At 71.8% G+C, this 25,553-nt stretch carries 18 protein-coding genes and 1 riboswitch; of the genes, 10 read left to right on the top strand and 8 right to left on the bottom strand.

Annotated elements, in window-relative coordinates:
* Positions 1–18 precede the first annotated feature (18 nt).
* From metH to carA, 5 genes are all read right to left on the bottom strand, one after another.
* Positions 19–3,615 carry a methionine synthase gene (gene metH, locus FHX82_RS24750; RefSeq protein ID WP_373308566.1) on the bottom strand — a complete coding sequence of 1,199 codons (3,597 nt, stop codon included), beginning with the start codon at positions 3,613–3,615 and terminating at the stop codon, positions 19–21.
* A gap of 15 nt (positions 3,616–3,630) precedes the next feature.
* Positions 3,631–3,707, bottom strand: a riboswitch (S-adenosyl-L-homocysteine riboswitch).
* Positions 3,708–3,762: 55 nt separating this feature from the next.
* Complete coding sequence (locus tag FHX82_RS24745; protein ID WP_145934625.1) at positions 3,763–5,196, bottom strand: FAD-dependent oxidoreductase; 1,434 nt, start codon at positions 5,194–5,196, stop codon at positions 3,763–3,765.
* Positions 5,193–7,208, bottom strand: coding sequence for a molybdopterin oxidoreductase family protein (locus FHX82_RS24740; protein WP_145934626.1), 2,016 nt, complete (start codon positions 7,206–7,208; stop codon positions 5,193–5,195). The genes FHX82_RS24745 and FHX82_RS24740 overlap by 4 nt, the downstream gene beginning before the upstream one ends.
* Positions 7,133–10,429, bottom strand: a complete 3,297-nt coding sequence (carB, locus tag FHX82_RS24735) for a carbamoyl-phosphate synthase large subunit (RefSeq protein WP_145934627.1) — start codon at positions 10,427–10,429, stop codon at positions 7,133–7,135. The genes FHX82_RS24740 and carB overlap by 76 nt, the downstream gene beginning before the upstream one ends.
* A complete protein-coding gene (gene carA / locus FHX82_RS24730; protein ID WP_145934628.1) occupies positions 10,429–11,547 on the bottom strand; it encodes a glutamine-hydrolyzing carbamoyl-phosphate synthase small subunit in 1,119 nt (372 codons plus the stop codon). The genes carB and carA overlap by 1 nt, the downstream gene beginning before the upstream one ends.
* Positions 11,548–11,993: 446 nt before the next feature.
* Here carA and FHX82_RS24725 point away from each other — a divergent pair, with 446 nt between their 5' ends.
* From FHX82_RS24725 to FHX82_RS24715, 3 genes are read left to right on the top strand one after another with little or no spacing between them, the layout of a single operon-like run.
* A complete protein-coding gene (locus tag FHX82_RS24725; protein WP_221216494.1) occupies positions 11,994–12,872 on the top strand; it encodes a ThiF family adenylyltransferase in 879 nt (292 codons plus the stop codon).
* 4 nt (positions 12,873–12,876) lie between these two features.
* Positions 12,877–13,884 carry an aspartate carbamoyltransferase gene (locus FHX82_RS24720; protein ID WP_145934629.1) on the top strand — a complete coding sequence of 336 codons (1,008 nt, stop codon included), beginning with the start codon at positions 12,877–12,879 and terminating at the stop codon, positions 13,882–13,884.
* 51 nt (positions 13,885–13,935) lie between these two features.
* Positions 13,936–15,378 (top strand): thiamine pyrophosphate-binding protein, encoded by a 1,443-nt coding sequence (locus tag FHX82_RS24715; protein ID WP_145934670.1) that lies wholly within the window; start codon positions 13,936–13,938, stop codon positions 15,376–15,378.
* Between the two features lie 45 nt (positions 15,379–15,423).
* Here the strand turns inward: FHX82_RS24715 and FHX82_RS24710 are convergent, their stop codons facing one another.
* Together FHX82_RS24710 and FHX82_RS24705 are read right to left on the bottom strand one after the other, a co-directional pair.
* A complete protein-coding gene (locus FHX82_RS24710; RefSeq protein ID WP_145934630.1) occupies positions 15,424–16,827 on the bottom strand; it encodes an MFS transporter in 1,404 nt (467 codons plus the stop codon).
* 105 nt (positions 16,828–16,932) lie between these two features.
* On the bottom strand, positions 16,933–17,769 hold the full coding sequence (locus FHX82_RS24705) for an ArsR/SmtB family transcription factor (RefSeq protein WP_145934631.1): 837 nt from the start codon (positions 17,767–17,769) through the stop codon (positions 16,933–16,935).
* Between the two features lie 176 nt (positions 17,770–17,945).
* On the opposite strand from FHX82_RS24705, the gene FHX82_RS24700 reads away from it, so the two are divergent.
* The 4 genes from FHX82_RS24700 to FHX82_RS24685 all read left to right on the top strand — a co-directional run bounded on the left by FHX82_RS24700 (position 17,946) and on the right by FHX82_RS24685 (position 21,459).
* Entirely contained in the window at positions 17,946–18,647 is a 702-nt protein-coding gene (locus tag FHX82_RS24700) for an ArsR/SmtB family transcription factor (RefSeq protein WP_145934632.1), read from the top strand.
* A 25-nt stretch (positions 18,648–18,672) separates the two neighbouring features.
* Positions 18,673–19,851 (top strand): CapA family protein, encoded by a 1,179-nt coding sequence (locus FHX82_RS24695; protein WP_145934633.1) that lies wholly within the window; start codon positions 18,673–18,675, stop codon positions 19,849–19,851.
* Positions 19,852–19,875: 24 nt separating this feature from the next.
* A complete protein-coding gene (locus tag FHX82_RS24690; RefSeq protein ID WP_145934634.1) occupies positions 19,876–20,280 on the top strand; it encodes a RidA family protein in 405 nt (134 codons plus the stop codon).
* 114 nt (positions 20,281–20,394) lie between these two features.
* Complete coding sequence (locus FHX82_RS24685) at positions 20,395–21,459, top strand: sodium:calcium antiporter (protein WP_145934635.1); 1,065 nt, start codon at positions 20,395–20,397, stop codon at positions 21,457–21,459.
* A gap of 42 nt (positions 21,460–21,501) precedes the next feature.
* Here FHX82_RS24685 and FHX82_RS24680 read toward each other — a convergent pair whose 3' ends face one another.
* Positions 21,502–22,413, bottom strand: a complete 912-nt coding sequence (locus tag FHX82_RS24680) for a LysR family transcriptional regulator (protein ID WP_145934636.1) — start codon at positions 22,411–22,413, stop codon at positions 21,502–21,504.
* 84 nt (positions 22,414–22,497) lie between these two features.
* On the opposite strand from FHX82_RS24680, the gene FHX82_RS24675 reads away from it, so the two are divergent.
* The 3 genes from FHX82_RS24675 to FHX82_RS24665 are packed head-to-tail and all read left to right on the top strand — an operon-like array spanning position 22,498 to position 25,552.
* Complete coding sequence (locus FHX82_RS24675; RefSeq protein WP_145934637.1) at positions 22,498–23,463, top strand: cyclase family protein; 966 nt, start codon at positions 22,498–22,500, stop codon at positions 23,461–23,463.
* A gap of 11 nt (positions 23,464–23,474) precedes the next feature.
* A complete protein-coding gene (locus FHX82_RS24670; RefSeq protein WP_145934638.1) occupies positions 23,475–24,599 on the top strand; it encodes an FAD-dependent monooxygenase in 1,125 nt (374 codons plus the stop codon).
* A 14-nt stretch (positions 24,600–24,613) separates the two neighbouring features.
* Entirely contained in the window at positions 24,614–25,552 is a 939-nt protein-coding gene (locus tag FHX82_RS24665) for a VOC family protein (protein ID WP_145934639.1), read from the top strand.
* Position 25,553: the final 1 nt, after the last annotated feature.

The following is a 25,553-nucleotide window of genomic DNA, read 5'->3' as shown; positions in this document are numbered from 1 at the left end:
CGCGACCGGCCCGGGCCGTCACGGTTCTATGTTGGGGCGCAGCCACTTCTCGACTTCGGCGCGGTCCACGCCGCGGCGGCGGGCGTAGTCCTCGACCTGGTCGGCGCCGAGGCGCCCGACCGTGAAGTACCGCGACTCCGGGTGCGCGAAGATCAGCCCGCTGACGCTGGCCGCCGGGGTCATCGCGAACGACTCCGTCAGGCCGATCCCCAGCGACCCGGCGCCGAGCAGGTCGAACAGCTCCCGCTTCTGGCTGTGGTCCGGGCTCGCCGGATACCCCAGCGCGGGCCGGATGCCGCGGAAGCGCTCGGCATGCAGGTCCTCCAGCGCGGGCTCCGCGTCCGGCTCGAACCAGTCGCGCCGGGCCTGCAGGTGCAGGTACTCCGCGAACGCCTCCGCCAGCCGGTCGGCCAGTGCCTTGACCATGATCGCGCGGTAGTCGTCCTGGCGGGACTCGTAGTGCCGCGCGAGGTCCTCGGCCCCGTGCACGGCCACCGCGAACCCGCCGAGGTGGTCACCGGCGGGCGCGACGTAGTCGGCGAGGCAGCGGTTCGCGCGGCCCTCCGGTTTGGCCGTCTGCTGGCGCAGCATCGGGAACCGCACGCCGTTTTCGAGCACGATGTCGTCGCCCTCGCTGTGCGCGGCCCAGAACCCGTACCGGCCGCGCGCGGTCAGGCTCCCGTCGGCGATGATGCTGTCCAGCAACGTGTTCGCGTCGTCGAACAGTTCGCGGGCCACCGGCTGGTCGAGGATCGCCGGGTACTTGCCCTTGAGCTGCCAGGCCAGGAACAGGAACTGCCAGTCGATCATCTCGCGCAGCGCGGGCAGGTCCGGCTCCACCGTGCGCACACCGGTGAACGAGGGCACCGGCAGGTCGTCGAAGCTCACCCGTTCCGCGTTGGCGCGCGCCTGCTCCAGCGTGAGCATCGGGCGCCGCTGCCTGCCGGCGTGCTGCTCGCGCAGCCGTTCCTGCTCGGCGCGGTTGGTCTCGTCCAGCGTGGCCGCGCGGTCGGGGTCGAGCAGGTCCGACACGACGCCGACGACCCGGGAGGCGTCGAGCACGTGCACCGTGGTGCGGTCGTAGGCCGGGGCGATGCGCACCGCCGTGTGCTGGCGGGACGTGGTCGCGCCGCCGATCAGCAGCGGGAGCTTCAGCCCGCGCCGCTGCATCTCGGTGGCCACGCCGACCATCTCGTCCAGCGATGGCGTGATCAGCCCGGACAGGCCGATCGCGTCGGCGTTCTCGGCGATCGCGGTGTCGAGGATCTTCGCCGCGGGCACCATCACGCCGAGGTCGAGCACCTCGTAGTTGTTGCAGCCCAGCACGACCCCGACGATGTTCTTGCCGATGTCGTGCACGTCGCCCTTCACGGTGGCCAGCACGATCTTGCCGTTGCCGCGCTCGCTCTCCAGGCGGCCCGCCAGGCGCGCCTCCTCCTTCTCCGCCTCCATGAACGGTTCGAGGTAGGCGACCGAGCGCTTCATCACGCGCGCGCTCTTGACCACCTGCGGCAGGAACATCTTGCCCGAGCCGAACAGGTCGCCGACGGTCTTCATGCCGTCCATCAGCGGCCCTTCGATGACCTCCAGCGGCTTGGCCCGGGCCGCTCGCGCCTCTTCGGTGTCCTCCTCGATGTAGTCGACGATGCCGTGCACGAGCGCGTGCCGTAGCCGCTCCTCCACCGGCGCGTCGCGCCAGGACAGGTCCACGACGCGCTTGCGGCCCTGGCCGCGGACGGTCTCGGCGAACTCGACGAGCCGGTCGGTGGCGTCCTCGCGGCGGTCGAACAGCACGTCCTCGACCAGCTCCAGCAGGTCCGCCGGGATGTCCTCGTAGACGGCGAGCTGGCCCGCGTTGACGATCCCCATGTCCAGTCCGGCGCGCACGGCGTGGAACAGGAACGCCGAGTGCATCGCCTCGCGCACGACGTCGTTGCCGCGGAAGGAGAACGACAGGTTCGAGATGCCGCCGCTGGTGCGCGCGCCGGGGCAGCGCTGCTTGATCAGCGGCAGCGCCTCGAGGAACGCCTTCGCGTAGCCGTTGTGCTCGGAGATGCCGGTGGCGACCGCGAGCACGTTCGGGTCGAACACGATGTCCTCGGGCGGGAACCCGGCCTCGCGGGTGAGCAGGTCGTAGGCGCGGCCGCAGATGTCCACCTTGCGTTCGCACGTGTCGGCCTGGCCCTGCTCGTCGAACGCCATCACCACGACACCGGCGCCGTAGTCGCGGATGCGGCGGGCCTGGCGCAGGAACTGCTCCTCGCCCTCCTTGAGGCTGATCGAGTTGACCACGCCCTTGCCCTGCACGCACTTCAGCCCGGCCTCCAGCACGCTCCAGCGCGAGCTGTCGACCATGATCGGGATGCGTGCCACCTCGGGTTCGGTGGCGATCAGGTTGAGGAACGTCGTCATCGCCCGCTCGGAGTCGAGCAGGTCGGCGTCCATGTTGACGTCCAGCAGGTTCGCGCCGCCGCGCACCTGGTCGAGCGCGACGTCGACGGCGGCCTGGTAGTCGCCGGACTCGATCAGGCGGCGGAACTTCGCCGACCCGGTGACGTTGGTGCGCTCGCCGATCATCACGAACCCGGTGTCGGCGCCGATCTCGAACGGCTCCAGCCCGCTGAACCGGGTGTGCGTGCGCGGCGGCGGCACGGCGCGCGGGGCGGCGCCGGACACCGCGCGGGCGATCTCCGCGATGTGCTCGGGGCCGGTGCCGCAGCAGCCGCCGACGATGTTGACCATGCCCGCGCCGGCGAACTCGGCGAGCATGCCGGCGGTCTCGGCGGGCGTCTGGTCGTAGCCGCCGAAGGCGTTGGGCAGCCCGGCGTTGGGGTGGCAGGCGACGTACGTGCCGGCCAGCTTCGCCAGCTGCTCCACGTGCGGGCGCATCTCCGCGGCGCCCAGCGAGCAGTTGACGCCGACGACGAGCGGCTGCGCGTGCTCGATGGCGCTCCAGAACGCCTCGACGGTCTGGCCCGAGAGTGTGCGGCCGGACAGGTCGACGATGGTCACCGAGATCCACAGCGGCAGGTGCGGGGCGACCTCGCGGGCGGCGGCGATGGCGGCCTTGCAGTTGAGCGTGTCGAAGATCGTCTCGATCAGCAGCAGGTCGACGCCGCCCTCGGCGAGCGCGGCGATCTGCTCGGCGTAGGCGGCGCGGACCTCGTCGAAGGTCACCGCCCGGTAGGCGGGCTCCTCGACCTTCGGCGACAACGACAGGGTGACGTTGAGCGGGCCGATGGAGCCCGCGACGAACTTTCCGCCCGCCTCGTCGGCGGCCTGGCGCGCCAGCTGGGCGCCACGCACGTTCATGTCGCGGACCAGGTGCTGCAGGCCGTAGTCGGCCTGCCCGATGCTGGTCGCGGTGAAGGTGTTGGTGGTGGTGATGTCGGCGCCCGCGGCCAGGTACTGGCGGTGCACGTCGAGGATGACGTCCGGGCGGGTGAGGTTGAGCAGGTCCGGGTCGCCCGTGACGTCCCGCGGGTGATCGGCGACGACGTCCCCGCGGTAGTCACCGGGGGTCAGCCCCGCGCCCTGCAGCATGGTGCCCCAGGCACCGTCGAGCACGGCGACCCTGTTGTCCAGGATCTCGCGCAGCTGTCCGAGCTTGTCCACCAGCAGCCTCCCGTCTCGTGGGAGGCGCCCTTGTTGCGGTTTGAAGGCCGAGCGTGGCGGACCGGTGGTCCGTTGCAGCGCCTCTCGGCCTTGCTCCACCGTATGGGAAACCGCGTGACGCCTTCAAGGGGGGAGGTGGTCAGGTGTTCACGCCGATTCCCGTTCGAGCCATTCGGCGAGGCGGCAGACGTTGTCGGTGCAGGAGCCGCAGCCCGTGGTGGCCCGGGTGGTGCTCGCCAGCTCCTCGACGTCCCTCGCGCCCTTCCGCCAGGCGGTGACCAGCTGTTCCTTGTCCACGCTGTTGCACCGGCAGACCACCGCCGACGGGGGCAGGTGCTCCGGGCCCTGCGCCTCGGCGGGCAGCGCGCGGCCCAGCAGGAGCGCGAGCCGGTCGGCGGGGGCGGGGGTGCCGCGGTCGTAGAGCTGCGTGATCGTCGCGGCCGCGTCGGGGGAGCCCAGCAGGATCGCGCCCGCCACCCGTTCGTCACGCAGCACCAGCTTCGCGTACCGGCCGCGGGCCGGGTCCTCCACGCGCACGACCTCCGCGTCCTGGGCGTGCACGGGGACGTGGACCTCGCCCAGCGAAGCCAGGTCCACGCCACGGGCCTTGAGCCGCAGCACGGGACGCGCGCCGCGGTAGCGGGCCGCCGGCTCGTGGCCGGTGAGCAGGTCCGCCAGCACGGCGGCCTGCTGCCAGGCGGGTTCGACCAGGCCGTGCCCGCCGCCGGGGTGCTGCGCGCAGTCGCCGAGGGCGGAGATGTCGCGGTCGCTGGTGGTCAGCTCGTCGTCGACGACGACGCCGCGGTCCACGGTCAGCCCGGCCGCGGCGGCGAGCGCGGTGTCCGCCCGCACACCGGCGGAGATCACGAGCAGCTCGGCGGGCACCCGCTGCCCGTCGGCGAGCTTCACGCCCGCGCCGGGCAGGTAGCCGGCGGCCGGGGCGCCGAGCCGGAACGCGATGCCGAGCGACTCCAGCTCGCGCCGCAGCAGCCGGGCGGCGTTCTCGTCCAGCTGCCGCTCCATCAGGTGCTCTCGCGGGTGCACGACGGTGACCTCGCAGCCCCGCCCCGCGAGCCCGCGCGCGACCTCCAGCCCGAGCGGCCCGCCGCCGAGCACGACGGCAGGCGTGCCCCGCCCGGCCAGCGCCACGATCCGGTGACAGTCCTCCAGCGTGCGGAACGTGGTCACGCCCTCCGCGAGCGCGCCGCTTTCGGTGAGCAGGCCCTGCACGTCGGGCACCACCGGCCGGGCCCCCGTCGCGAGCACCAGCCGGTCGTACGGCAGCACGGTGCCGTCGTCGGTCGTGACCCGGTGGCGCACCCGGTCCACAGAGGACACCCGTACGCCGCGCCGCAGGTCCACGGCGTGCTGTGCGGCCCACCGCTCGTCCTGCAGCCGCAGCCGGTGGCCGGGCAGCGCGCCGGCGACGACGTCCGACAGCAGGATCCGGTTGTAGGCGTGCTGCGGCTCCTCGCCGAGCACGGTCAGCGACACCCGCTCGCCGTGCGGGTCGCGGCGGCGCACCTCCTCGGCGAACCGGGCGCCCGCCATGCCGTAGCCGACCAGGACGGTCTCGATCACGCCTCCTCCTCCAGCCGGACCGCGCACACCTTGAACTCGGGCATCCGGCTCACCGGGTCGAGCGCGGGGTTCGTGAGCAGGTTCGCCCGCCCGTCGCCGGGGAAGTGGAACGGCAGGAACACCGTGTCCCCGCGCAGCGACGGCTCGTGCCGCACGCGCGCCCGCGTCCGGCCCCGGCGGGAGACGACGGACGCGAGCACCCCGTCGCCGAGCCCCAGGCGGTTGGCCGTGTCCGGGTGCACCTCGACGTACGCCTCGGGCACGGTCGCGACCAGCTCGGGCACCCGGCGCGTCTGGGCGCCGGACTGGTAGTGCGCCAGCACCCGGCCGGTGGTGGCGACCAGAGGATAGGCCGGGTCGGGCGGCTCCGCGGGACCGCGGTGGTCCACCGGCACGAAGCGCGCGCGGCCGTCCGCGTGGGCGAACCGGTCCAGGAACAGCCGCGGAGTGCCCGGATGAGCGGTGTCCGGCACCGGCCAGTGCAGCACCTCGCCGCCGCGCAACCGCTCGTAGGTGATGCCCGAGTAGTCCGCGGGTGCTCCGGCCGTGGCCCGGCGCAGCTCGCTGAAAACGCTTTCCGGCTCGCACGGGAAGCGGCCCGGTGGCTGTCCCAAGTGGACGGCGAGCCCGTGCAGCACCTCCAGGTCGCTGCGCACGCCCGCCGGCGGCGCCAAGGCGCGCTGCCGCGCCAGCACCCGCCCTTCGAGATCGGTCATCGTGCCGTCCTCCTCGGCCCACTGCGTGACCGGCAGGACGACGTCGGCGGCCGCCGCGGTCTCCGACAGCACGAAGTCGGCCACCACCAGCAGGTCGAGCTCCGCGAGGCGGCCGGCCACGTGCGCGGCCCGCGGCGCCGACACCAGCGGGTTGCTGCCGAACACCAGCAGGGCCCGGGTTTCGGGGGAGACCAGCAGCTCGTACGCCGACTTTCCGGGCCCAGGCAGGGAATCCGGCGGCACACCCCACACGCGGGCCACGTGCTCGCGGGCCGCGGGGTCGGTGATGGCACGGTAACCGGGCAGCTGGTCGCACTTCTGCCCGAGCTCCCGGCCGCCCTGCCCGTTGCCCTGGCCGGTCAGGCAGCCGAAACCGGAACCCCGCGTGCCGGGCAGCCCGAGCGCGAGGGCCAGGTTGATCCACGCGCTGACGGTGTCCGTGCCGTCCGCGTGCTGCTCGCTCCCGCGGCCGGTGAGCACGTGCGCACGCCCGGCCTCGCCGAGCATCGCGGCGGCTGCCCGCAGGTCCGCCGACGGCACTCCGGTGACCCGCTCCGTCCGTTCCGGCCACCAGTGCGCCACGATCGGCCACACCTCGCCGAAACCGGTCGTCCGCGCCCGCACGTAGTCCTCGCGCAGGTACCCGTCGGCGACCACGGCGTGTAGGATCCCCAGTGCCAGCGCCAGATCCGTGCCGGGCGTGGGCCGCAGGTGCAGCGCGGCCCGCTCGGCGGTGGGCGTGTGCCGCGGGTCGACCACGATCAGCCGCGCGCGGCGCAGGTGCGCGGTGAACGGCGGCATGGTCTCGGCGGGGTTCGCCCCGGCGAGCAGCACGACGTCGGAGGAGTCCAGGTCGCTCTTCGGAAAGGGCAGCCCCCGGTCCACCCCGAACGCGCGCGTGCCCGCGGCGGCGGCCGAGGACATGCAGAACCGGCCGTTGTAGTCGATCTGCGCCGTACCCAGTGCCACCCGCGCGAACTTGCCGAGCTGGTAGGCCTTCTCGTTGGTCAGCCCGCCGCCGCCGAACACGGCGACGGCGTCCTTCCCGTGCCGCACCTGGAGTTCCCGGATCCGGTCGGCCACCAGCGCGAGGGCCTCGTCCCACCCCGCCGGCCGCAGCGCGCCGCGCCGGCGGACCAGCGGGGTGGTCAGCCGGCCGGGCACCTCCAGCAGCTGCCCGGCCGTCCAGCCCTTCTGGCACAGCCCGCCGCCGCGTTCGCTCACCCGGCTGCCGGAGAGGACCATTCCGCACTGCAGCGCGCAGTAGGGGCAGTGCGTGGCGACTCCGCTTTCCATCGGCACCTTTCCTGGATCGGGATCAGGCCGGGCGTGCGGCTGCGCACCGACTCGACGGCCTCGATCAGCGCGTCGACGGCCCGGGCGGTGGTGAAGCAGGGGATGCCGCGGGCGACCGCGGCCGCCCGCAGCGCGCTGCCGCGGACAGGCGTGCCCGGCACGCTGACCACGAGGTCGACCGTCCGGTTCGCGATCCGCTCGGCCGCTTCCTCGTCGGAGATCTCCGCACAGGGGATTCCCTCGCGCAGCAACGGTTTCGCGACCTCGGAGGTGGCCAGGACGGTGAACCCGAGATCGGCCAGCTGGGCCGCCTGCCCGGCCTGCCCGGACGCCAGCAGCACCCGGCCGGACGTGGGCAGCGAGCCGTACGCGCCGGTCTGCGACTTGGCGAACGCCAGCCCGAAGACGCGGTCGATGCCCATGACCTCGCCGGTCGACTTCATCTCCGGCCCGAGCCGCGAGTCCACGCCCTTGCCTTCAGGCGTGCGGAAGCGGTGGAACGGCAGGACGGCCTCCTTGACCGAGACCACGTCGGGAGTGACCTCGCTGCCGGGCAGGATCCCGTCCGCACGCAGCTGCTCGATGGTCGTGCCCGTCATGACGAGCGCGGCGGCCTTCGCGAGCTGGACACCGGTGGCCTTGGACACGAACGGCACGGTCCGGGACGCGCGCGGGTTGGCCTCCAGCACGTGCAGCACGTCGTCCTTGAGGGCGTACTGCACGTTGAGCAGGCCCCGTACGCCGACGCCGCGGGCGATCGCCTCGGTCGACGCCCGGACGACCTCGATGTGGTGGGCGTCGAGGGTGATCGGCGGGAGCGCGCAGGAGGAGTCGCCGGAGTGGACGCCGGCTTCCTCGATGTGTTCCATGACTCCGCCGAGGTAGAGCTCCTCGCCGTCGAACAGGGCGTCGACGTCGATTTCGATGGCGTCGTCGAGGAAGCGGTCCACGAGCACGGGGTGCTCGGGGCTGACCTCCGTGGCGCGGCGGATGTAGTTCGCCAGCGAGGTCTCGTCGTGGACGATCTCCATGCCGCGCCCGCCCAGCACGTAGGACGGGCGGACGAGTACGGGGTAGCCGATCTCGTCGGCGACCCGCTTGGCGCCCTCGAACGACGTCGCGGTGCCGTACTCGGGCGCCGGAAGTCCGGCCTGGCCCAGTACCGCGCCGAACGCGCCGCGGTCCTCGGCGAGGTCGATCGCCTCCGGCGACGTGCCGACGATCGGGACGCCCGCGGAGGCGAGCCGCTGCGCGAGCTTCAGCGGGGTCTGCCCGCCGAGCTGCACGATCACCCCGGCGACGCGCCCCGACTCCTGCTCGGCGTGCACGACTTCGAGCACGTTCTCGAAGGTCAGTGGCTCGAAGTAGAGGCGGTCGGAGGTGTCGTAGTCGGTGGAGACGGTTTCGGGGTTGCAGTTGACCATCACGGCTTCGTAGCCGGCTTCGCGCAGTGCCATGGCGGCGTGGACGCAGGAGTAGTCGAACTCGATGCCCTGCCCGATGCGGTTCGGGCCCGAGCCCAGGATGAGCACCTTCGGCTTGTCGCTCTGGGCGGTGACCTCGGACTCCGCGTCGGGGTCGGACTCGTAGGCGGAGTAGTGGTACGGCGTCTTCGCGGCGAACTCGGCGGCGCAGGTGTCGACGGTCTTGAACACCGGCCGCACCCCGAGCCGGTGGCGCAGCGTGCGGACGCCGTCCTCCCCGGCCAGCTCCGGCCGCAGCGCGGCGATCTGCTGGTCCGACAGGCCGGTGCGCTTGGCCTCGCGCAGCAGGCCGGCGTCCAGGTGCCGAGCCGACTCGATCTTCTCCCGCAGTTCCACGATCGCCTTGATCTGGTCCACGAACCACAGGTCCACTGTGGACACCTCGGAGACCTTGACGGGGTCGGCGCCGAGGCGCAGGGCCCGTTCGAGGGTGTAGAGGCGGCCGTCGTGCGGGGTCCGGAGGGCTTCGAGGGTGTTGTCGAGGGTGGCGCCTTCGGGGTCGGGGCGGGTCCAGAATCCGGCGGCTTGGGTGTCGATGGAGCGCAGGGCCTTGCCCAGGGCTTCGGGGAAGCTGCGGCCGATCGCCATCGCCTCGCCGACGCTCTTCATCGTCGTGGTCAGTTCCGGGTCGGCCCCGGGGAACTTCTCGAACGCGAACCGGGGCACCTTGACCACCACATAGTCCAGGGCCGGCTCGAACGAGGCCGGGGTCTCACCGGTGATGTCGTTGCGGATCTCATCCAGGGTGTAGCCGATGGCCAGCTTCGCCGCGATCTTCGCGATCGGGAACCCGGTGGCCTTCGACGCCAGGGCACTGGAGCGGGACACCCGCGGGTTCATCTCGATCACGACCATCCGCCCGTCGTCGGGGTTGATCGCGAACTGGATGTTGCAGCCGCCGGTGTCCACCCCGACCGCCCGCAGCACCGCGATCCCCACATCCCGCATGTGCTGGTATTCCCGGTCGGTCAGCGTCATCGCGGGGGCGACGGTGACCGAGTCCCCGGTGTGCACGCCCATCGCGTCCACGTTCTCGATCGAGCAGATCACCACCACGTTGTCCCGGCGATCCCGCATCAGCTCGAGTTCGTACTCCTTCCAGCCGAGCACCGACTCCTCGATCAACACCTCGGTGACCGGGGACTCCGCCAACCCCACCGAGGCGAGGCGTTCCAGCTCGTCGTCGGTGTGGGCCATCCCGGACCCGAGCCCGCCCATGGTGAACGACGGGCGGATCACCACCGGGAGGCCGAGTTCGGCGACGGTGTCACGCACCTCGTCCATCGAATGACACACCCGCGACCGGGGCACGTTCCCGCCGATGGCGCGCACGATGTCCTTGAACTTCTGCCGATCCTCCCCCCGCTGAATCGCGTCGATATCCGCGCCGATCAACTCGACGCCGTACTTCTCCAGCACCCCCCGCTCATGCAGGGCCACCGCGGTGTTGAGCGCGGTCTGACCACCCAACGTGGCCAGTAGCGCGTCGGGGCGTTCGGCGGCGATGACCTTCTCCACGAAATCCGGGGTCACCGGCTCGATATAGGTCGCATCCGCGAACTCCGGATCCGTCATGATCGTCGCCGGGTTCGAATTCACCAGCGAGACCCGCAACCCCTCCTGCCGCAACACCCGGCATGCCTGCGTGCCGGAATAGTCGAACTCCGCGGCCTGCCCGATCACGATCGGACCGGACCCGATCACCAGCACGTGCTCGATATCGGTACGTTTCGCCATTATCGGGCCTCCAGCAACGTCAGGAACTCGTCGAACAGGGGACTGGCGTCGTGCGGACCCGCCGCGGCCTCGGGGTGGTACTGCACTGAAAACGCCGGGACGTCGAGGCAGCGCACGCCTTCGACGGTGTCGTCATTCGGGCAGTAATGACTGATTCGCGCGGTTCCGAACGGCGAGTCGAAGGTCTGACCGGGTTCGCCCTCCAGAGCGAAACCGTGGTTCTGCGCGGTGATCGCGACCTTGCCGGTCTCGACGTCGATCACCGGAATGTTGAGGCCGCGATGGCCGTAACGCATCTTGTACGTACCCAGGCCCAGGGCGCGGCCGAGGATCTGGTTGCCGAAGCAGATCCCGAACAACGGGATTTCCCGGCCCAGCACTTCCCGTGTCAGCGCCACCGCGGATTCCTGGGTCTGGGGGTCGCCGGGGCCGTTGGACAGGAACACCCCGTCCGGCTCCACCGCCAGCAGGTCGTCGATCGTGCTCGCCGCCGGCAGCACGTGCACCTCGATGCCGCGCTGCGTCATCTGCCGCGGGGTGTTCGACTTGATCCCCAGGTCGAGTGCCGCCACGCGGAACCGGGTTTTTCCTTGCGCCGGAACGACATAGGGCCGCCGGGTGGTGACGTCGTGGGCGAGGTTCGCGCCCTTCATCGGCGGGCTGGACCGGACGTGCTCCACCATAGTGGACTTCTCGTCGAGCGCGTCACCGGAGAAGACGCCGGCGCGCATCGCGCCTCGCTCCCGCAGATGCCGGGTCAGCGAGCGGGTGTCCACACCCGAGATCCCGACCACGCCCTGCCGCGACAGCTCCTCGTCCAGCGTCCGCCGCGAGCGCCAGTTCGACGGCGTCCGCGCGGGATCCCTTACCACGTAACCGGACACCCAGATGCGCGCGGACTCGTCGTCCTCGTCGTTCCAGCCCGTGTTCCCGATCTGCGGCGCCGTCTGCACCACGATCTGCCGGTGGTACGACGGGTCGGTCAGCGTCTCCTGGTACCCCGTCATGCCGGTGCAGAACACCGCCTCGCCCAGCGCGACGCCGGTCGCGCCGTAGGAATTACCCACAAACACTCTGCCGTCCTCCAGCACGAGTGCACCGGTTCCATTCAAGATCATCAGCTCCCCGGTTTTCCGATTCCGAAATCAGATGCCGGTCGTGACCGTACCTGAGGTGCGTGGTTCACCGCGCTTTACCGCGGCCACGATTCGGCGGGTTCCGAAGGGAGCGGAAAACGCTTCGGAACCCGGCGAAGTGATGTGCGCTTCCTTTTCGGCCCGCCGGTGACGGAAGTTTGAAACAGCGGTTAAGTGGATCTTCGGGCGTTGCTCCGGATGGCGGAGACAATTGGTGCGCAAACCAGGTTTGAAGCCGTTTGTTGCGACGGACGAGTGATGTTCCGGGCGCCGCGTGATCCGCTTGCCCGCCCGATCTCCTCTGTTAGGCTCGCTCTCGTCCCGATTACGGGACCATTTCGGGAGATTACGTGCCTATTCTACCGGCACACTTCTCGAAAAGTTCATTTCATTGTGGGTGACAATTGCCCGGGAAGGACGGGAGAACCGTGTCCGATCGCAGGATGTACACGGCGCAGGGTGACGACGACTTCTACTGGGAGCGGGTCCGGCGCAACCTCGGCTGGCTCGGCAACACCGAGCAGGAGCAGCGCGAACGCCAGCAGAAGCTGCGCGATGCCGTGATCGGCGTGGCCGGCTGCGGCGGCATCGGCGGGGCGACCGCCGAGCGGCTCGTGCGGATGGGCGTGCAGAACCTGAAGCTGGCGGACCCGGACAAGTTCGAGGCGTCCAACATCAACCGCCAGTTCGCCGCCACCGTGGGCAACATCGGCCGGAACAAGGCCGAAGCGGTGGCCGAGGCCGTCTACGAGACCACGCACGACGTCAACATCGACGTCTACCCCGAGGGCATCGAGGCGAACTCGGTGGACGAGTTCTTCGAAGGCTGCGACTACGTGCTCGACAAGATCGAGCTGTACGAGATCGAGGCCCGCTACGTGCTGCACGAGGCGTTCCGCCGGGCGCCGCGGTGCCGCTTCATGATGCTGACCCCGGTGTTCGGGCAGCGCACCTTCTTCTTCAAGTGGACCAAGGACTCCATGACCGCCGAGGAGTACTTCGGCGTGCCGCGGGGCGCCGAGCTGGACGAGGCGAACACGCGGCAGCTCATCAGCCGGTTCATCCCGGAGATGCCGGACTACCCGTCCTGGGAGGTGCTGGAGCAGTGGTTCATCAAGGACAAGGAGTGCCCGATCTTCGCGGGCACGCCGCCGCTCGCCCAGGGCATGCTGGCCTCCCGCATCGGGCAGGCCATCACCGGTCTGGACCAGTTGCCGGGTTCGTTCGAGCTGCCCGTGACGCCGGGCTACGCGATGCTCGACACGCAGAAGTGGATCGCCAAGGCCGTGCACGGGAAGTGGTGGTGACGCCATGACGAGAAACGTGCTCGACACGACTCCAGTAGGCGCTTTTCCGTCGGACGCGGCGTCCTCGCACGACTGGCAGCGCGACGACCTGCTGCGCCTGTTCGGCCGGGCCGACTGGCTGACGCGCCAGCCGCGCCACCGCCTGGCGAAGCTCGCGCCGAACGCCACCGTAGGGCTGCTGTTCTACCAGAACAGCACGCGCACGCGGATCAGCTTCCAGGCGGCGACCTGCCTGCTCGGCGGCCGGTACATCGGCTTCGACAGCGCCGCGACCACCAGGGCGGGCGACTTCTTCCAGGAGACCCTCGAAGACACCGTGCGCGTCGTCGGCGGTTACGCGGACCTCCTGGTCCTGCGGCACGTGGACGACGACGCGGCGCAGCGCGCCGCCGCGGTGGCCGGCGTACCGGTGGTCAACGCCGGCAGCGGCGAGAGCGACCACCCCACGCAGGGGATGCTCGACACGTGGATGATGCGCCGCAGCCTCGGTGACCTGGCCGGCGCCCGGATCGGGTTCGTCGGCGACCCCGGCTGCCGGGCGCTGCGGGCGGACGTGGCGACGGTGGCCAAGTTCGGCCCGGCGGAGATCGTGTTCCTCACGCCCGAGGACGCGCCGCCGTCGCCGGAGCAGTGCGCGAGCCTGACCGCGCAGGGCATCCGGCATTCCACTGTGGACAGCATGGCGGAGCTCGTGCGCCGGACGGACGTGATCGCCATGATCCCGTTCGAGCTGCCCGACTTCCACGTCGCCACCGCACAGGAGCGGCGCTCGGGCAACCTCGCCACCCGCTACCGCCTGACGCGGCGGCTGCTGGAGGGCGCGGGGCGGCACGTGACCGTGCTGCACACCGGCCCGCGCGGGGAGGAGCTGCCCGCCGAGGTCGACGGCCTGCCCAACGTCCGGTACTTCGAGGGGGTGCGCGGCGGCATGTTCCTGCGGGCCGCGCTCATGCACGTCCTGTGGGAGGGCCGCGGCATCCCGGTGTCCGATGTGGACGAACTGGAGGGCTGACCCGTGACGGCCGTGGACCGGGCGGAGTCCGCGGTGCCCGCCCGCCGGGAGATACCGGACACCGGTGCGCACAACGTCGTGCGAGCACTGGAGAACCTGGGTTGCCGGGCCGCGTTCGGTATCCCCGGCGGCGCCGTCATGCCGGTCTACGACGCGCTGCTCACCTCGTCGGTGCGGCACGTCCTGGTCCGGCACGAGCAGGGCGCCGGGCACGCCGCGAACGGGTACGCGCAGGCGACGGGCGAGACCGGGGTCTGCCTGGCCACGTCGGGGCCGGGCGCGACCAACCTCGTTCCGCCGCTGGCGGACGCCTACCGGGACTCGGTGCCGGTCGTCGCCGTCACCGGTCAGGTGGCGCGGCCGCTGATGGGCACGGACGCCTTCCAGGAGGCCGACATCGTGGCGCTGACGGCCCCGGTGACCAAGCACGGCTACCTGGTGACCGACCCGGCGGACATCCCGCGCGTGCTGGCCGAGGCGTTCCACCTCGCCGGCACCGGGCGGCCGGGGCCGGTGGTGGTGGACATCCCGAAGGACGTGCAGCAGGCGCACGTGCCGTTCCGGTGGCCGCCGCGGTTGTCCCTGCGCGGCTACCACCCGGTGCGGCGCCCGAGCGGCAAGCAGATCGCCGCGGCCGCGTCGCTGATCCGCGCCGCCCGCCGTCCCGTGCTGTACGCGGGCGGCGGGCTGGTGCGGTCCGGGGCGCACGCCGAACTGCGGGAGCTGGCCGAGCGCACCGGAATGCCGGTGGTGACCACGCTGATGGCACGCGGCGCGTTCCCCGCCTCGCACCCGCAGCACGGGGGCACGGGCGTGCTCCGCCGTGCGGATCTGGTGGTGGCGCTGGGCGCCCGGATCGGCGAGACCGGGGCGAAGGTCGTGCACGTCGACATCGACCCGGCCGGGATCTCCGGGCTCCGTCCCGGGGACGTGCCCATCGTCGGCGACTGCCGCCAGGTGCTGGCCGGGCTGCTGGCCGCGCTCGACGGAACTCCGGAGCCGGAGGAGTGGTGGCGTGAGCTGACGTGGGCCGGACGCCCGCCCGCGAACGGTGTGCTCGCGCGGCTCGGCGAGCTGGCCGGTCCCGACGCGGTGTATGTGGCGGGCGAGGGTCGGCACCGGCTGCGGGCGGCGCGATCCCTCCCGCACGAACGCCCGCGGTCGTGGATCGTCTCCGGTGGGCAGGGCGCGGCGGGTTTCGCCGTGCCGGCGGCGATGGGCGCGCAGGCGGGGCTGCCGGACCGTCCCGTGTGGACGATCGAGGGCGACCTGGGCGCGGCGGCCCAGGAGCTGGCGACGTGCGCGCTGGAGGGCCTGCCCGTGAAGGTGGCCCTGCTCGGCTCCGGCGGGCTGCCGGACGCCGTGCTGCTGGCCGAATCCCTGGGCTGCGCGGGCCTGCGGTGCGAATCGCCCGCGGAGGTCGACGACACGGTCCGCCGCGCGGTGGCGATCACCGAGCGGCCGGTGGTGGTGGACTTCGCCCTCACCAGGTGACGGAAAAGGCCGCCGGGTGTTCGCCCGGCGGCCTTTTCCGTGCCCTCAGGCCGGTTTCGGGCGGGGCACCGCGATCCACGCGACGAGCGCCCCGGCCGCGAAGACCGCCGCGCCGATTCCGACGCTCACGTGGTAGCCCGTCATGAACGCCGCGCTGCCCGCGGTCACCGTGCCGAAGATCGCCACACCCAGGGTGGAGCCGATCTGCCTGCTCGCGTTCAGCGCGCCCGACGCGGTGCCCGCCTGCTTCGCCGGCGCGGCCTCCATCGTCGCCGCGGTGGCCGCCGGCATCGTGTACGCCGTCCCGAAACCCACCGCCAGCAGCGGCACGATCAGCATCCAGTACGGCGTGTGCTCCCCGGCCAGCACCAGCGACAGCAGCCCCAGCGCGCCGACCACGAGACCGATGAGCATCACCGGCCGCGCGCCGATCCGCGCCGTGTGCCGCCCGCCCAGCGACGACGCCAGCGAGGCGATCCCCGGCTGCGGCAGCATCGCGAGCCCGGTGAGCAGCGGCGAGAAGTGCCGCACGTCCTGGAAGTACAGCGCCAGCAGGAACAGCTCGCCGTAGAAGCCGATGTTGATGGCCGCGCCGATGGCGATCGACCCGCTGAACTCCCGCTCCTTGAACAGCTTCAGCGGCAGCATCGGCGAGGAGTGCCGGTGCTCGGTCAGCACGAACGCGGCACCGGCCACCACCGCGACGCCGAACGCGACCAGGATGGCGGGCGCGGTCCAGCCCAGCGGCTGGGCCTGGATCAGGCCGAAGGCCAGCGCCGCCACGGCCACCACGCTCAGCACCTGGCCCGGCAGGTCCGGTTTCGTGCCGGACTTCGCCGACGGCGCCGCGACGTAACGCAGGGTGAGCACCAGGGCGGCGACACCGATCGGCAGGTTGATGTAGAAGATGGCGGGCCAGCCGACCCAGTTGGTCAGCACCCCGCCGAGCACCGGCCCCAGGCCCGCGGCGACACCGCCCAGGCCACCCCACACGCCGATCGCGCGGGCGCGCTGCTCGCGGTCGGGGTACGAGGCGTTGATGAGCGCCAGCGAGGTGGGCAGCGCGAGCGCCGCGCCCGCCCCCTGGACGATGCGCGCGGCGACCAGGACGGGCAGGTTCGGCGCGAGGCCGCACACCCCCGAGGCCACCGTGAACACCACCAGGCCCGCCAGGAACACCCGGCGCGAGCCCAGCCGGTCACCGAGCGAGCCCGCGGACAGCAGCAGGCAGGCGAACACCAGCGTGTACCCGGCGGTCACCCACTGCAGGCCGCTGACGGTGGCCGACAGGTCGTGGCCGATGACCGGCAGTGCCGTGTTCACCACGGTCGCGTCCATCATGATCATGAAGAAACCGAGGCACAGGGCCACCAGGGGCAGTGCGCTGCCGGTGCGCGGCGCGGTATCGGGCTTCTCCGCCGCCGACTGGTCGACATGCTGGGAAGACATGGTGGAAATCCTCGTCTCGTCTGGTGGTACGAACCGGTTCCGGTTCTGTTTCCGAACGTTAGGCGGGCCTTTTTACGCGTGGCGGCGAAATGTGGCCGCCGCGGGTCACCTTTTCGGGTGCAGCGGCGTGACCGGTGCCGCTTCCGTTGTCGCGAGGGTGTCGGTGTCGATGTCGAAATGCTCGGCGAACCCGCGTTTTCCGGCGTCGGTGATGGTCAGCGCGCGCGGCGCCCCTTTGGTCTTGCGCCGTAACCATTCCAGTTCCTCGAAACGGCTGAGCAACGCCGCGCCCGCCGTTCCGCCGAGGTGGTGGCGCTGTTCGGTCCAGTCGACGCAGTACGCGACCAGCCGCCGCCGCTTGCGCGAGTCGATCGCCGTCAGCAGGCGGACCCCGAGCTCGTCGAACAACGCGTGCCCCGAGTCGGTCAGCTCGTAGTCGATGTCCTTGCCGGGCGCGGAAAGCCGGTCGTGGCGCGCCCGTTCCGGGCGGTGCAGCCCGTCCCCGCCACGCACCGCGCCCCGCTCCAGCAACGACCGCATGACGGCCACCCCGAGGTGACCCGCCAAGTGGTCGTAACAGCTGCGGGCCAGCCGCATCGCGCGCGCCCTCGTGTCCGCGCGCAGCGACCGGACCGGCCGCATCGGGGAGACCCGGGCAAGCGCCTCCAGCGCGTCGGCCACATCGCGGGAAGCCAGTGCGTAGTACCGGTGCCTGCCCTGCTGCCGCACGTGCAGCAAACCACCTTCCACCAGTTTCGTCAGGTGCGCGCTCGCGGTGGACGGCGAGACCCCGGCCTCGCTCGCGAGCATCGACATCGGCAGTGCGTGCCTGTCCAGCAGGGCCACCAGCATCGCGGAACGCGCCGGGTGCCCGATCAGCTCGGCGGGCACGCTGAAGTCGATGTCCCCTCCGGCGGCGATCGATTCTCGGCTCGTGCTCATGGTTTCGAGGGTAACGCCGCAACATTTCGCCGGCAGGCGAAGCGTGCCGGGACGCGGTTCCCGAGGAATGCAAACAATGTCCGTTATGGGCGTTCACTCGTTTCGTCCGCGGGCGAAAACGACGGCCGCTAACGTCGGTCCCGAACGGAGTCGAATGGGAAACAGGGAGGGTCGTGATGGACAGGGAAGTGGCGAATCCCGCGCAGCCGGCCGAACTGATGGGCCATTCCGCGAGATGGGCGATGCTGCGGGCGCTCACCGGCGGCCGCGCGCTGCCGATGTCGAGGCTCGCGAGCGAGGCGGGGGTCGCGTTGTCCACCGCGAGTGAGCACCTGACGAAGCTGACCGAAGGAGGACTGCTGCGGGTCCGCCCCAAGGGCAGGCGGCGCTACTTCGAGCTCGCCTCGCCCGACGTCGAGCGGGCGCTGGAGATCCTGTCGAAGCTGGGCCCGGGCGACCCGCGTGGCGCCGGTTCCCGGGCGTACTCGCTGCGCCTGGCCAGGACCTGCTACGACCACCTCGCCGGTGACCTGGGCGTCGCCGTGCTGCGTTCGCTGGAGCGCAGCGGTGTACTGGTGAAGACCGGCGACGCATACACGATTTCCGCACGGGGCAGGCGGTTGCTGGAGGACTTCGGGGTCGTCCTCCCGCTCCGGGGCCGCCAGCACGCCAGCCCCTGCGTCGACTGGGCGGACCAGCACCACCACCTCGGCGGGCCGGCGGGCACGGCGTTGCTGCGCCGGCTGCACGAGCTGGGCTGGGTGCGCCGCCACGACGCGGCCCCGCGCGCCCTGGTCGTGACGGACGTCGGACGGGCGGGCTTCGCCCGCGCGTTCGGCATCGACGTTCCCGGCCTGCTCCACCGGCAGGCCGCGTAGGCACCAAACCCGGAAGGAGGGTCCCATGGCCGCACGCAACGGCCTGACCATCACGGCGGTGGGGGACGTGTTCCTCGACCGTGAAGAGCCCGCGTCGGCGTTCGACCACGTCGCGGACCTGTTCCACGAGGCCGACCTGGCCTTCGCCAACCTCGAAGGCGTCTACGCCGAGTCCTGGGAGCGCGCCCCCAGCGCGGGCGTGCCGCTGACGGCGGACCCGGCGTTCGCGAGCCACCTGGCGAAGTCCGGGCTCGACGTGTTCTCCCTGGCCAACAACCACAGCGTGGACGGCGGGTTCGCCGCGCTGCTGCGCACGCGTGAGGTGCTGGAGGAACAGGGCGCCGCGGTCGCGGGCGCGGGGGAGAACCAGGAAGCGGCCAGGCGTCCGGCGATCCGGGAGACGCCGCACGGCACCGTCGCGGTGCTCGCCTACAGCGCGGTCTTCCCGCACGGGTACGAGGCGCGGCCCGGCTGGCCCGGCCTCGCCCCGCTGCGCGCGTACAGCCAGTACACGCCGTGGGAGGAGAACGAGTGGAACCCCGGGCTGCTGCCGCGCGTGACGACCGTGCCGCACGAGGGCGACCTGGCGGCGCTGCGCTCCGACGTCGCGGCCGCCCGGGAGCGGGCCGACGTGGTGCTCGTCAGCGTGCACTGGGGCGACTTCAGCAGGCCGTTCACCCTCACCGACCACGAGCGGCGCGTCGCGCGCGTCGCCGTGGACTCCGGCGCCGACGCGGTGCTCGGCCATCACCACCACCTGTTGCGCGGCATCGAGTTCTACCGCGGCAAGCCGGTGTTCTACGGGCTCGGGCACTTCGCGTTCGACCTGCCCGACTTCGAGAACCGGCTGGCGCGCGAGGCGTACCTCGGGCGCGGCGACGAGGCGACGGTGCGGGCCGGGAAGCGGCGCTTCGGCCCGTACCGGATCGGCCCGCGCGACGGTTACCCGCTGTTGCCGTTCCACGAGGACGGCAGGCTGACCGGCGTCGCCGTGCTGCGTCACGACGGCGAGGCGCTGCAGCCGGCCTTCGTGCCGTGCGTGCTGGGGCCGGACAACCGGCCGCGCCCGGCGACGGAGACCGGTGAGTTCGAGCGCGTGGCCGGCTACCTGCGCCGGGCCTGCGCGGAGGAGGACCTGGAGACGGTCCTGCACGAGGACCGGACCGAGGCGGGCCTGCCGCTGCTGCGCGTGGCGCCCGCCTGAGCTTCGAGGAAAGGAGTACGACCGATGTCGAAGTACGTGATCACCCGGGGCAAGCTGCCCGCGTTCCGGTACTCGCCGGGCGTAGCCGTGGACGACCTGGTGTTCCTGGCGGGCCACCTCGGTTTCGACGACAAGGGCCAGCTGGTGAGCGACGACGTCGCCGACCAGGTGCGCCAGGCGTTCCGCAACCTGACGAACACCCTCGACGCGGTGGGCGCGCAGCTGAGCGACGTGGTGCGCCTGTCGTTCTGGATCACCTCCTACGACGACATGAAGGTGATCGACTCGGTGTACGAGGAGATCTTCCCCGGCGACCTGCCCGCCCGCACCTCCCTGCTGGTCGACGCCCTGCCGCTGGGTGCCCGGTTCGAGGTGGACGGCATCGCGGTCCGCGGTAGCGGGCAGCAGGACGTACAGCGGGTGAGCTGACGAGCGCGCGGTGGCCGGGGCCGGTGGGTCCCGGCCACCGTCGTGTGTGGACGGACCGAACCGGGTGTTTCGGCCTGGGTACTCGTGCCTCGAGTACGAGGTGCTGGAGGTCGCGTGTCCGGATTGTCCCTGCCGTGGTTGTTGCTGGTCTTCGTCGCGGCGGCGGCGGCGATCTGGGTGGCCGGGGTGCAGTTGTCGAACCAGACGGACGTGCTGTCGGTGCGCCTGCACCTCGGGTCGGCGCTGGGCGGGCTGATCCTGCTGGCGGTGGCGACGAACCTGCCGGAGATCGCGATCGTCGTGTCGGCGGCGGTGTCGGGCAACGTCGGTGTCGCGGTGGGCAACATCCTGGGCGGGATCGCCATTCAGACGGTGGTGCTGGTGGTGCTGGACGCGGCCGGCGTGCGGGGGCCGCGGCCGCTGACGTACCGGGCGGCGTCGCTGGTGCTGGTGCTGGAGGCGGCGCTGGTGGTGGCCGTGCTGGCGGTGGTCGTGGCGGGCAGCCAGTTGCCGGGGAGCCTCATCGCGTGGCGGCTGGCGCCGGCGCCGGTCCTGATCACGGTGTTGTGGGTGGCGGGGCTGTTCCTGTTGCGGCGGGCGGGCCGGTCGTTGCCGTGGCACGAGTCGGGGGAGGCGCCGGACGGGCAGGAGCGCCCGCGCGGGCACAAGCGGCACCACACGGAGCAGCAGGCGGCGAGCAAGGGGACGAGCACGGGGAAGTCCGCGCTGATCTTCGGGGTCGCGGCGCTGGCGACCCTGGTGGCCGGTGTGTTCCTCGAACGCAGTGGTGACGCGATCGCGGACCACATCGGACTGTCGGGCGTGCTGTTCGGCGCCACGGTCCTCGCCGCGGCGACCTCGCTGCCGGAGGTGTCGACGGGTTTGACGTCCGTCCGCCACGGCGACTACCAGCTCGCGATGAGCGACATCTTCGGCGGCAATGCGTTCCTGCCGGTGCTGTTCCTGCCGGCGACGCTGATCTCGGGCACGGCGGTGCTGCCGCAGGCGCAGAAGACGGACATCTACCTGACCGCACTGGCGATACTGCTGACACTCGTCTACGCGGCGGGCTTGCTGTTCCGCCCGCGCCGGCGGGTGGCGCGGATGGGACTGGACTCGCTGGTGGTGGTGATCCTGTACGCCCTCGGCGTGGCGGGTCTGTTCGCGATCGCGTTTTGAGGGGCGGGGGTGTTCGGGGGGCCCTGCCCGCGGGACACCGCGTCAGGACGCCGGGTTCCCCGCCACGCGGGCCAGCAGGTCGCGCAGGTAGCGGTGCTCGGGGTCGTGCTCGTACATCGGGTGCCACCAGAACGCTTCCATCAGTGGCCCCGCCTCGAAGGGGCACGGCAGGACGCGCACGCCGAGGTCGGCGGGGACGCGGTCGGCGAGGCGCCGCTGCAGCAGCGCCACCCGGCCCGTGCCCGCGACCAGACCTGGCACGGTCAGGAAGTTCTCGGTGACCACCTGCACGCGCGGTTCGATGCCGAGCATCCGCATCTGCCGCGCGGCCGGGGTCGACGCGGTCGGGCCGTGGTAGGTCACGACCCACGGCATGGTGCGCAGCTGGTCGACCGTGAGCGCGGCCCCGACCTCCTCGTTGCCATCGGCGACCAGGCACACCCACTCGTCGCGGTAGAGGTCCTGGTGCGGCAGCCCCTCGATGAACCCGTGCGGCAGCACGAGCAGGTCGATCCCGGTCAGCGACTGGACCGCGTTGTCGACCACCGCCGGGGTGTTGGCCAGGAACCGCAGGCGCGCGTCCGGCGCCTCGCGCTCCAGCGTGGCCGCCAGCTCACGGCCGAACACCTCGACACCATAGTCACTGGTGAGCAGCGAGAACTCCCGCGAGGTGGTGGCGGGGTCGAAGTCCGGCTCGGCGGAGAAGACGCGCTCGACCCCGGTGACCGCGGTGCGGACGCGGCCGCGCAGCTGCACGGCCAGCGGCGTGAGCCGGTACTGGTTGCCGAAGCGGGCCAGCAGCTCGTCGCCGAAATGCCGGCGCAGCCGGGCGAGCTGGGCGGACACCGCGGGCTGGCTCAGCCCCAGCTGCTCGGCCGACCGGCTGACGCTGCGGTGTTCCAGTAGCGCGTCGAGCGTCACCAGCAGGTTCAGGTCCAGGCTCGCCAGGTTCACCACCCCGAGGGTATTCACCACGGTGATACCGCGCATCACCGATTTCGTCTTCCCTGATCCGTTCCGGTGGCCGACGGTGGGACCATGCTCGACCGCACCGATCCCGAAGCCGCGATCGCCGCCGCCGCCCGCCGTTGCTCCAACTGGGGCCGCTGGGGTCCCGACGACGTGCTGGGCACGCTCAACTTCCTCGACGAGGCCAAGCGCCGGGAGGGCGCCGCGCTGATCCGTCGCGGCGTCAGTTTCCCGCTCTCCCAGCGGTTCGAGGCCGACGGGCCGCAGAAGGGCTGGCGCCGACGGACGAACCCGGTGCACACGATGCTCGACACCGGACTGGACGCCGAGCGCGGCACGCAGGGCTTCCCGCACGGGATCGGCGGGGCCGACGACGTGGTCTTCATGCCGCTGCAGGCGTCGACCCAGTGGGACGGCCTCGGGCACATCTTCGACCACGGGATCGCGTGGAACGGCCGCCGCGCCGGAGACGTCGTGACCAGCGAGGGCGACCAGGTCACCGGCATCGAGACCGCGGCCGGGCGGATCGCCGGGCGCGGGGTGCTGCTCGACGTCGGCCGCGTGCTCGGCACCGACGGCGAGCTGCCGGACGGGTTCGCGATCACCACCGAGCACCTCGAAGAAACCATGGCCGCACAAGGCAGTACCGCCCACGTGGGCCGGGGTGACCTGCTGCTCGTGCGCACCGGACGGCTCGCCAGGGCGCGCCGCGAGGGCTGGGGCGACTACGCCGGTGGTCCCGCGCCCGGCCTGTCGTTCACCACCGTGGACTGGCTGCACGACACGGAAATCGCCGCGATCGCCACGGACACGTGGGGTTTCGAGGTGCGGCCCAACGAGTTCGACGACGCCTTCCAGCCGCTGCACCAGGTCGCGATCCCGCACCTGGGCCTGTTCCTCGGTGAGATGTGGGACCTCGACGCGCTCGCCGCGGACTGCGCGGCCGACGGCGTCCACGAGTTCTGGCTCACCGCGGACCCGATCCCGGTCACCGGTGCGGTCGGGGCGCCGGTCGCCCCCGTCGCCGTCAAGTGAGGAGGCGTCCCATGTCAGCAGTGCACGACGTCCTGGTGGTCGGCGGCGGTCTCGCCGGAGCGGCGACCGCGATCGCCCTCGCCGACGGCGGGGTGGCGGTCGACCTGGTCGAGATCAATCCCGGTATCGCCGCACTGGGATCGGGAATCACCTTGCAGGGCAACGCCTTGCGTGAACTGCGCAAGCTCGGCGTGTGGGAGCGGGTGCGCGCGGCGGGCTACGGCTTCGACAGCCTCGGGCTGCGTGCCCCGGACAGCAAGGGGACGCTGCTGGCCGAGTTCCCGGACGCCCGCACCGGTGGTCCGGACCTGCCCGCGACGCTCGGGATGCCCCGCCCGGACCTCGCGCGGATCCTGCACGAGCGGGCCGTCGAGGCCGGAGTCCGAATCCGGTTCGGTGTCACCGTCACGGGCCTGGACCCCGAAGGTGCCGAGGTGTCCTTCTCCGACGGCTCGTCGGCCCGGTACGACCTGGTGGTCGGCGCGGACGGGATCCGCTCGTCGGTCCGGCGCCTGCTCGGCATCGACCTGGACACGCGGGCGACCGGCATGGGCATCTGGCGGGCGTTCGGGCCGCGCCCGGCCTCGGTCACGCGCACCGACCTGTTCTACGGCGGCCCCTGCTACATCGCCGGCTACTGCCCGACGGGCGAGAACTCGCTCTACGCCTACGTGGTCGAGGACGCGCGGGACCGCAGCGGCCTGTCGCCGCAGGAGCGGCTGGCGACCATGCGGGAGCTGGCGTCGGCCTACCACGGCCCGTGGGACGACATCCGCGCCACGCTCACCGACCCCTCGCGGGTCCACTACACGTGGTTCGAGACCCACGTGCTGCCCGCGCCGTGGCACCGCGGTCGCGTGGTGCTCATCGGCGACGCCGCGCACTCCTGCCCGCCGACCCTGGCGCAGGGCGGGGCGCAGGCGCTCGAAGACGCCGCCGTGCTCACCGAACTGCTGCTCGCCGCCGACAGCCTCGACGACGCGCTGTGGCAAGCCTTCACCGACCGCCGGTACGCCCGCGCGGCCGCCGTGGTGGCGGCATCCGTCCAACTCGGACAGTGGCTGCTCGACTCCGAGCAGGGCGACGTGCCCGGGCTCATGGGCCGGGTCGCCGCCCTCGTCACCGAACCCGCCTGATCCGGGAGGAAACCTTGACCGAACGACTGATCACCCACCTGCGCCACGTCGACCTCGCCGTGCCGGACCTCGCGCGCCAGCGCGACTTCTACACCGGCGCGTGGGGCCTGAGCGCCGAGCACACCGACTCGGGCATCGCCTTCCTCGCCGCCGAGGGCAGCCCGGAACAGTACGTCGTGCGGCTGCGCCAGGCGGCCGACAAGCGCATCGACCTCATCGCCTTCGGCGTCGCGAATCCGTCCGATGTGGACACGCTCGCCGCCCGGCTGGCCACCGCCGGGGTCACGCTGGTGCACGAACCCCGTGCCCTGCACACCCCTGGTGGCGGATACGGATTCCGGTTCTTCGACAACGAGGGCCGCACGGTCGAGATCAGCGCCGACGTGGCCGTGCGGGCGCACCGGAAGATCGAGGCGGGCGAGTCGGTCCCGGTGCGGCTCTCGCACGTCGTGATCAACTCCGCCGACCCGGAGGGCACCCGGGCGTTCTACGAGCGCCACCTCGGCTTCCGCCTGTCCGACACCCTGATGCACCCGCGGATGGGGGAGATGATGTGGTTCCTGCGGATCAACGCCTGGCACCACAGCATGGCCATCGCCCGCGGCCCGCACCCGTCGCTGCACCACGCGTCGTTCGAGATGCGCGGCCTGGACGAGTACATGCGCGGCACCGGCAGGCTGCTGCGGGCGGGCGTGGAGAAGATCTGGGGCCCCGGGCGGCACCTGGCGGGCAACAACACGTTCTCGTACTTCCTCGACCCGCACGGCAACACCGTCGAGTACACCACCGAGCTGGAGCTGATCGACGAGGACACGTGGCATCCGCACCTCTACGACTTCAGCGACCCCGGGGTGTCCGACCAGTGGGGCACCGCGAACGCGATGGACGAGTTCGTCGCGGCCAAGTCCTTCAACGACCCCGACAAGGGCCTGTTCGTCGCCCCGCCGGTGTGAG

It is taken from the genome of Amycolatopsis bartoniae (assembly GCF_014191255.1).
Lineage (GTDB): Bacteria > Actinomycetota > Actinomycetes > Mycobacteriales > Pseudonocardiaceae > Amycolatopsis_E > Amycolatopsis_E bartoniae.
Note: the sequence above shows the minus strand (reverse complement) of the source record. Positions and strands in the feature narration are given on the sequence as shown.

What these genes read in the sequence shown, in the direction of transcription:
- FHX82_RS24740 (WP_145934626.1), bottom strand. Translation starts at nt 7,208, where the DNA reads ATGGAAAGCGGAGTCGCCACGCACTGCCCCTACTGCGCGCTGCAGTGC.
- carB (WP_145934627.1), bottom strand. Translation starts at nt 10,429, where the DNA reads ATGGCGAAACGTACCGATATCGAGCACGTGCTGGTGATCGGGTCCGGT.
- carA (WP_145934628.1), bottom strand. Translation starts at nt 11,547, where the DNA reads ATGATCTTGAATGGAACCGGTGCACTCGTGCTGGAGGACGGCAGAGTG.
- FHX82_RS24720 (WP_145934629.1), top strand. Translation starts at nt 12,877, where the DNA reads ATGACGAGAAACGTGCTCGACACGACTCCAGTAGGCGCTTTTCCGTCG.
- FHX82_RS24710 (WP_145934630.1), bottom strand. Translation starts at nt 16,827, where the DNA reads ATGTCTTCCCAGCATGTCGACCAGTCGGCGGCGGAGAAGCCCGATACC.
- FHX82_RS24705 (WP_145934631.1), bottom strand. Translation starts at nt 17,769, where the DNA reads ATGAGCACGAGCCGAGAATCGATCGCCGCCGGAGGGGACATCGACTTC.
- FHX82_RS24700 (WP_145934632.1), top strand. Translation starts at nt 17,946, where the DNA reads ATGGACAGGGAAGTGGCGAATCCCGCGCAGCCGGCCGAACTGATGGGC.
- FHX82_RS24695 (WP_145934633.1), top strand. Translation starts at nt 18,673, where the DNA reads ATGGCCGCACGCAACGGCCTGACCATCACGGCGGTGGGGGACGTGTTC.
- FHX82_RS24690 (WP_145934634.1), top strand. Translation starts at nt 19,876, where the DNA reads ATGTCGAAGTACGTGATCACCCGGGGCAAGCTGCCCGCGTTCCGGTAC.
- FHX82_RS24675 (WP_145934637.1), top strand. Translation starts at nt 22,498, where the DNA reads ATGCTCGACCGCACCGATCCCGAAGCCGCGATCGCCGCCGCCGCCCGC.
- FHX82_RS24670 (WP_145934638.1), top strand. Translation starts at nt 23,475, where the DNA reads ATGTCAGCAGTGCACGACGTCCTGGTGGTCGGCGGCGGTCTCGCCGGA.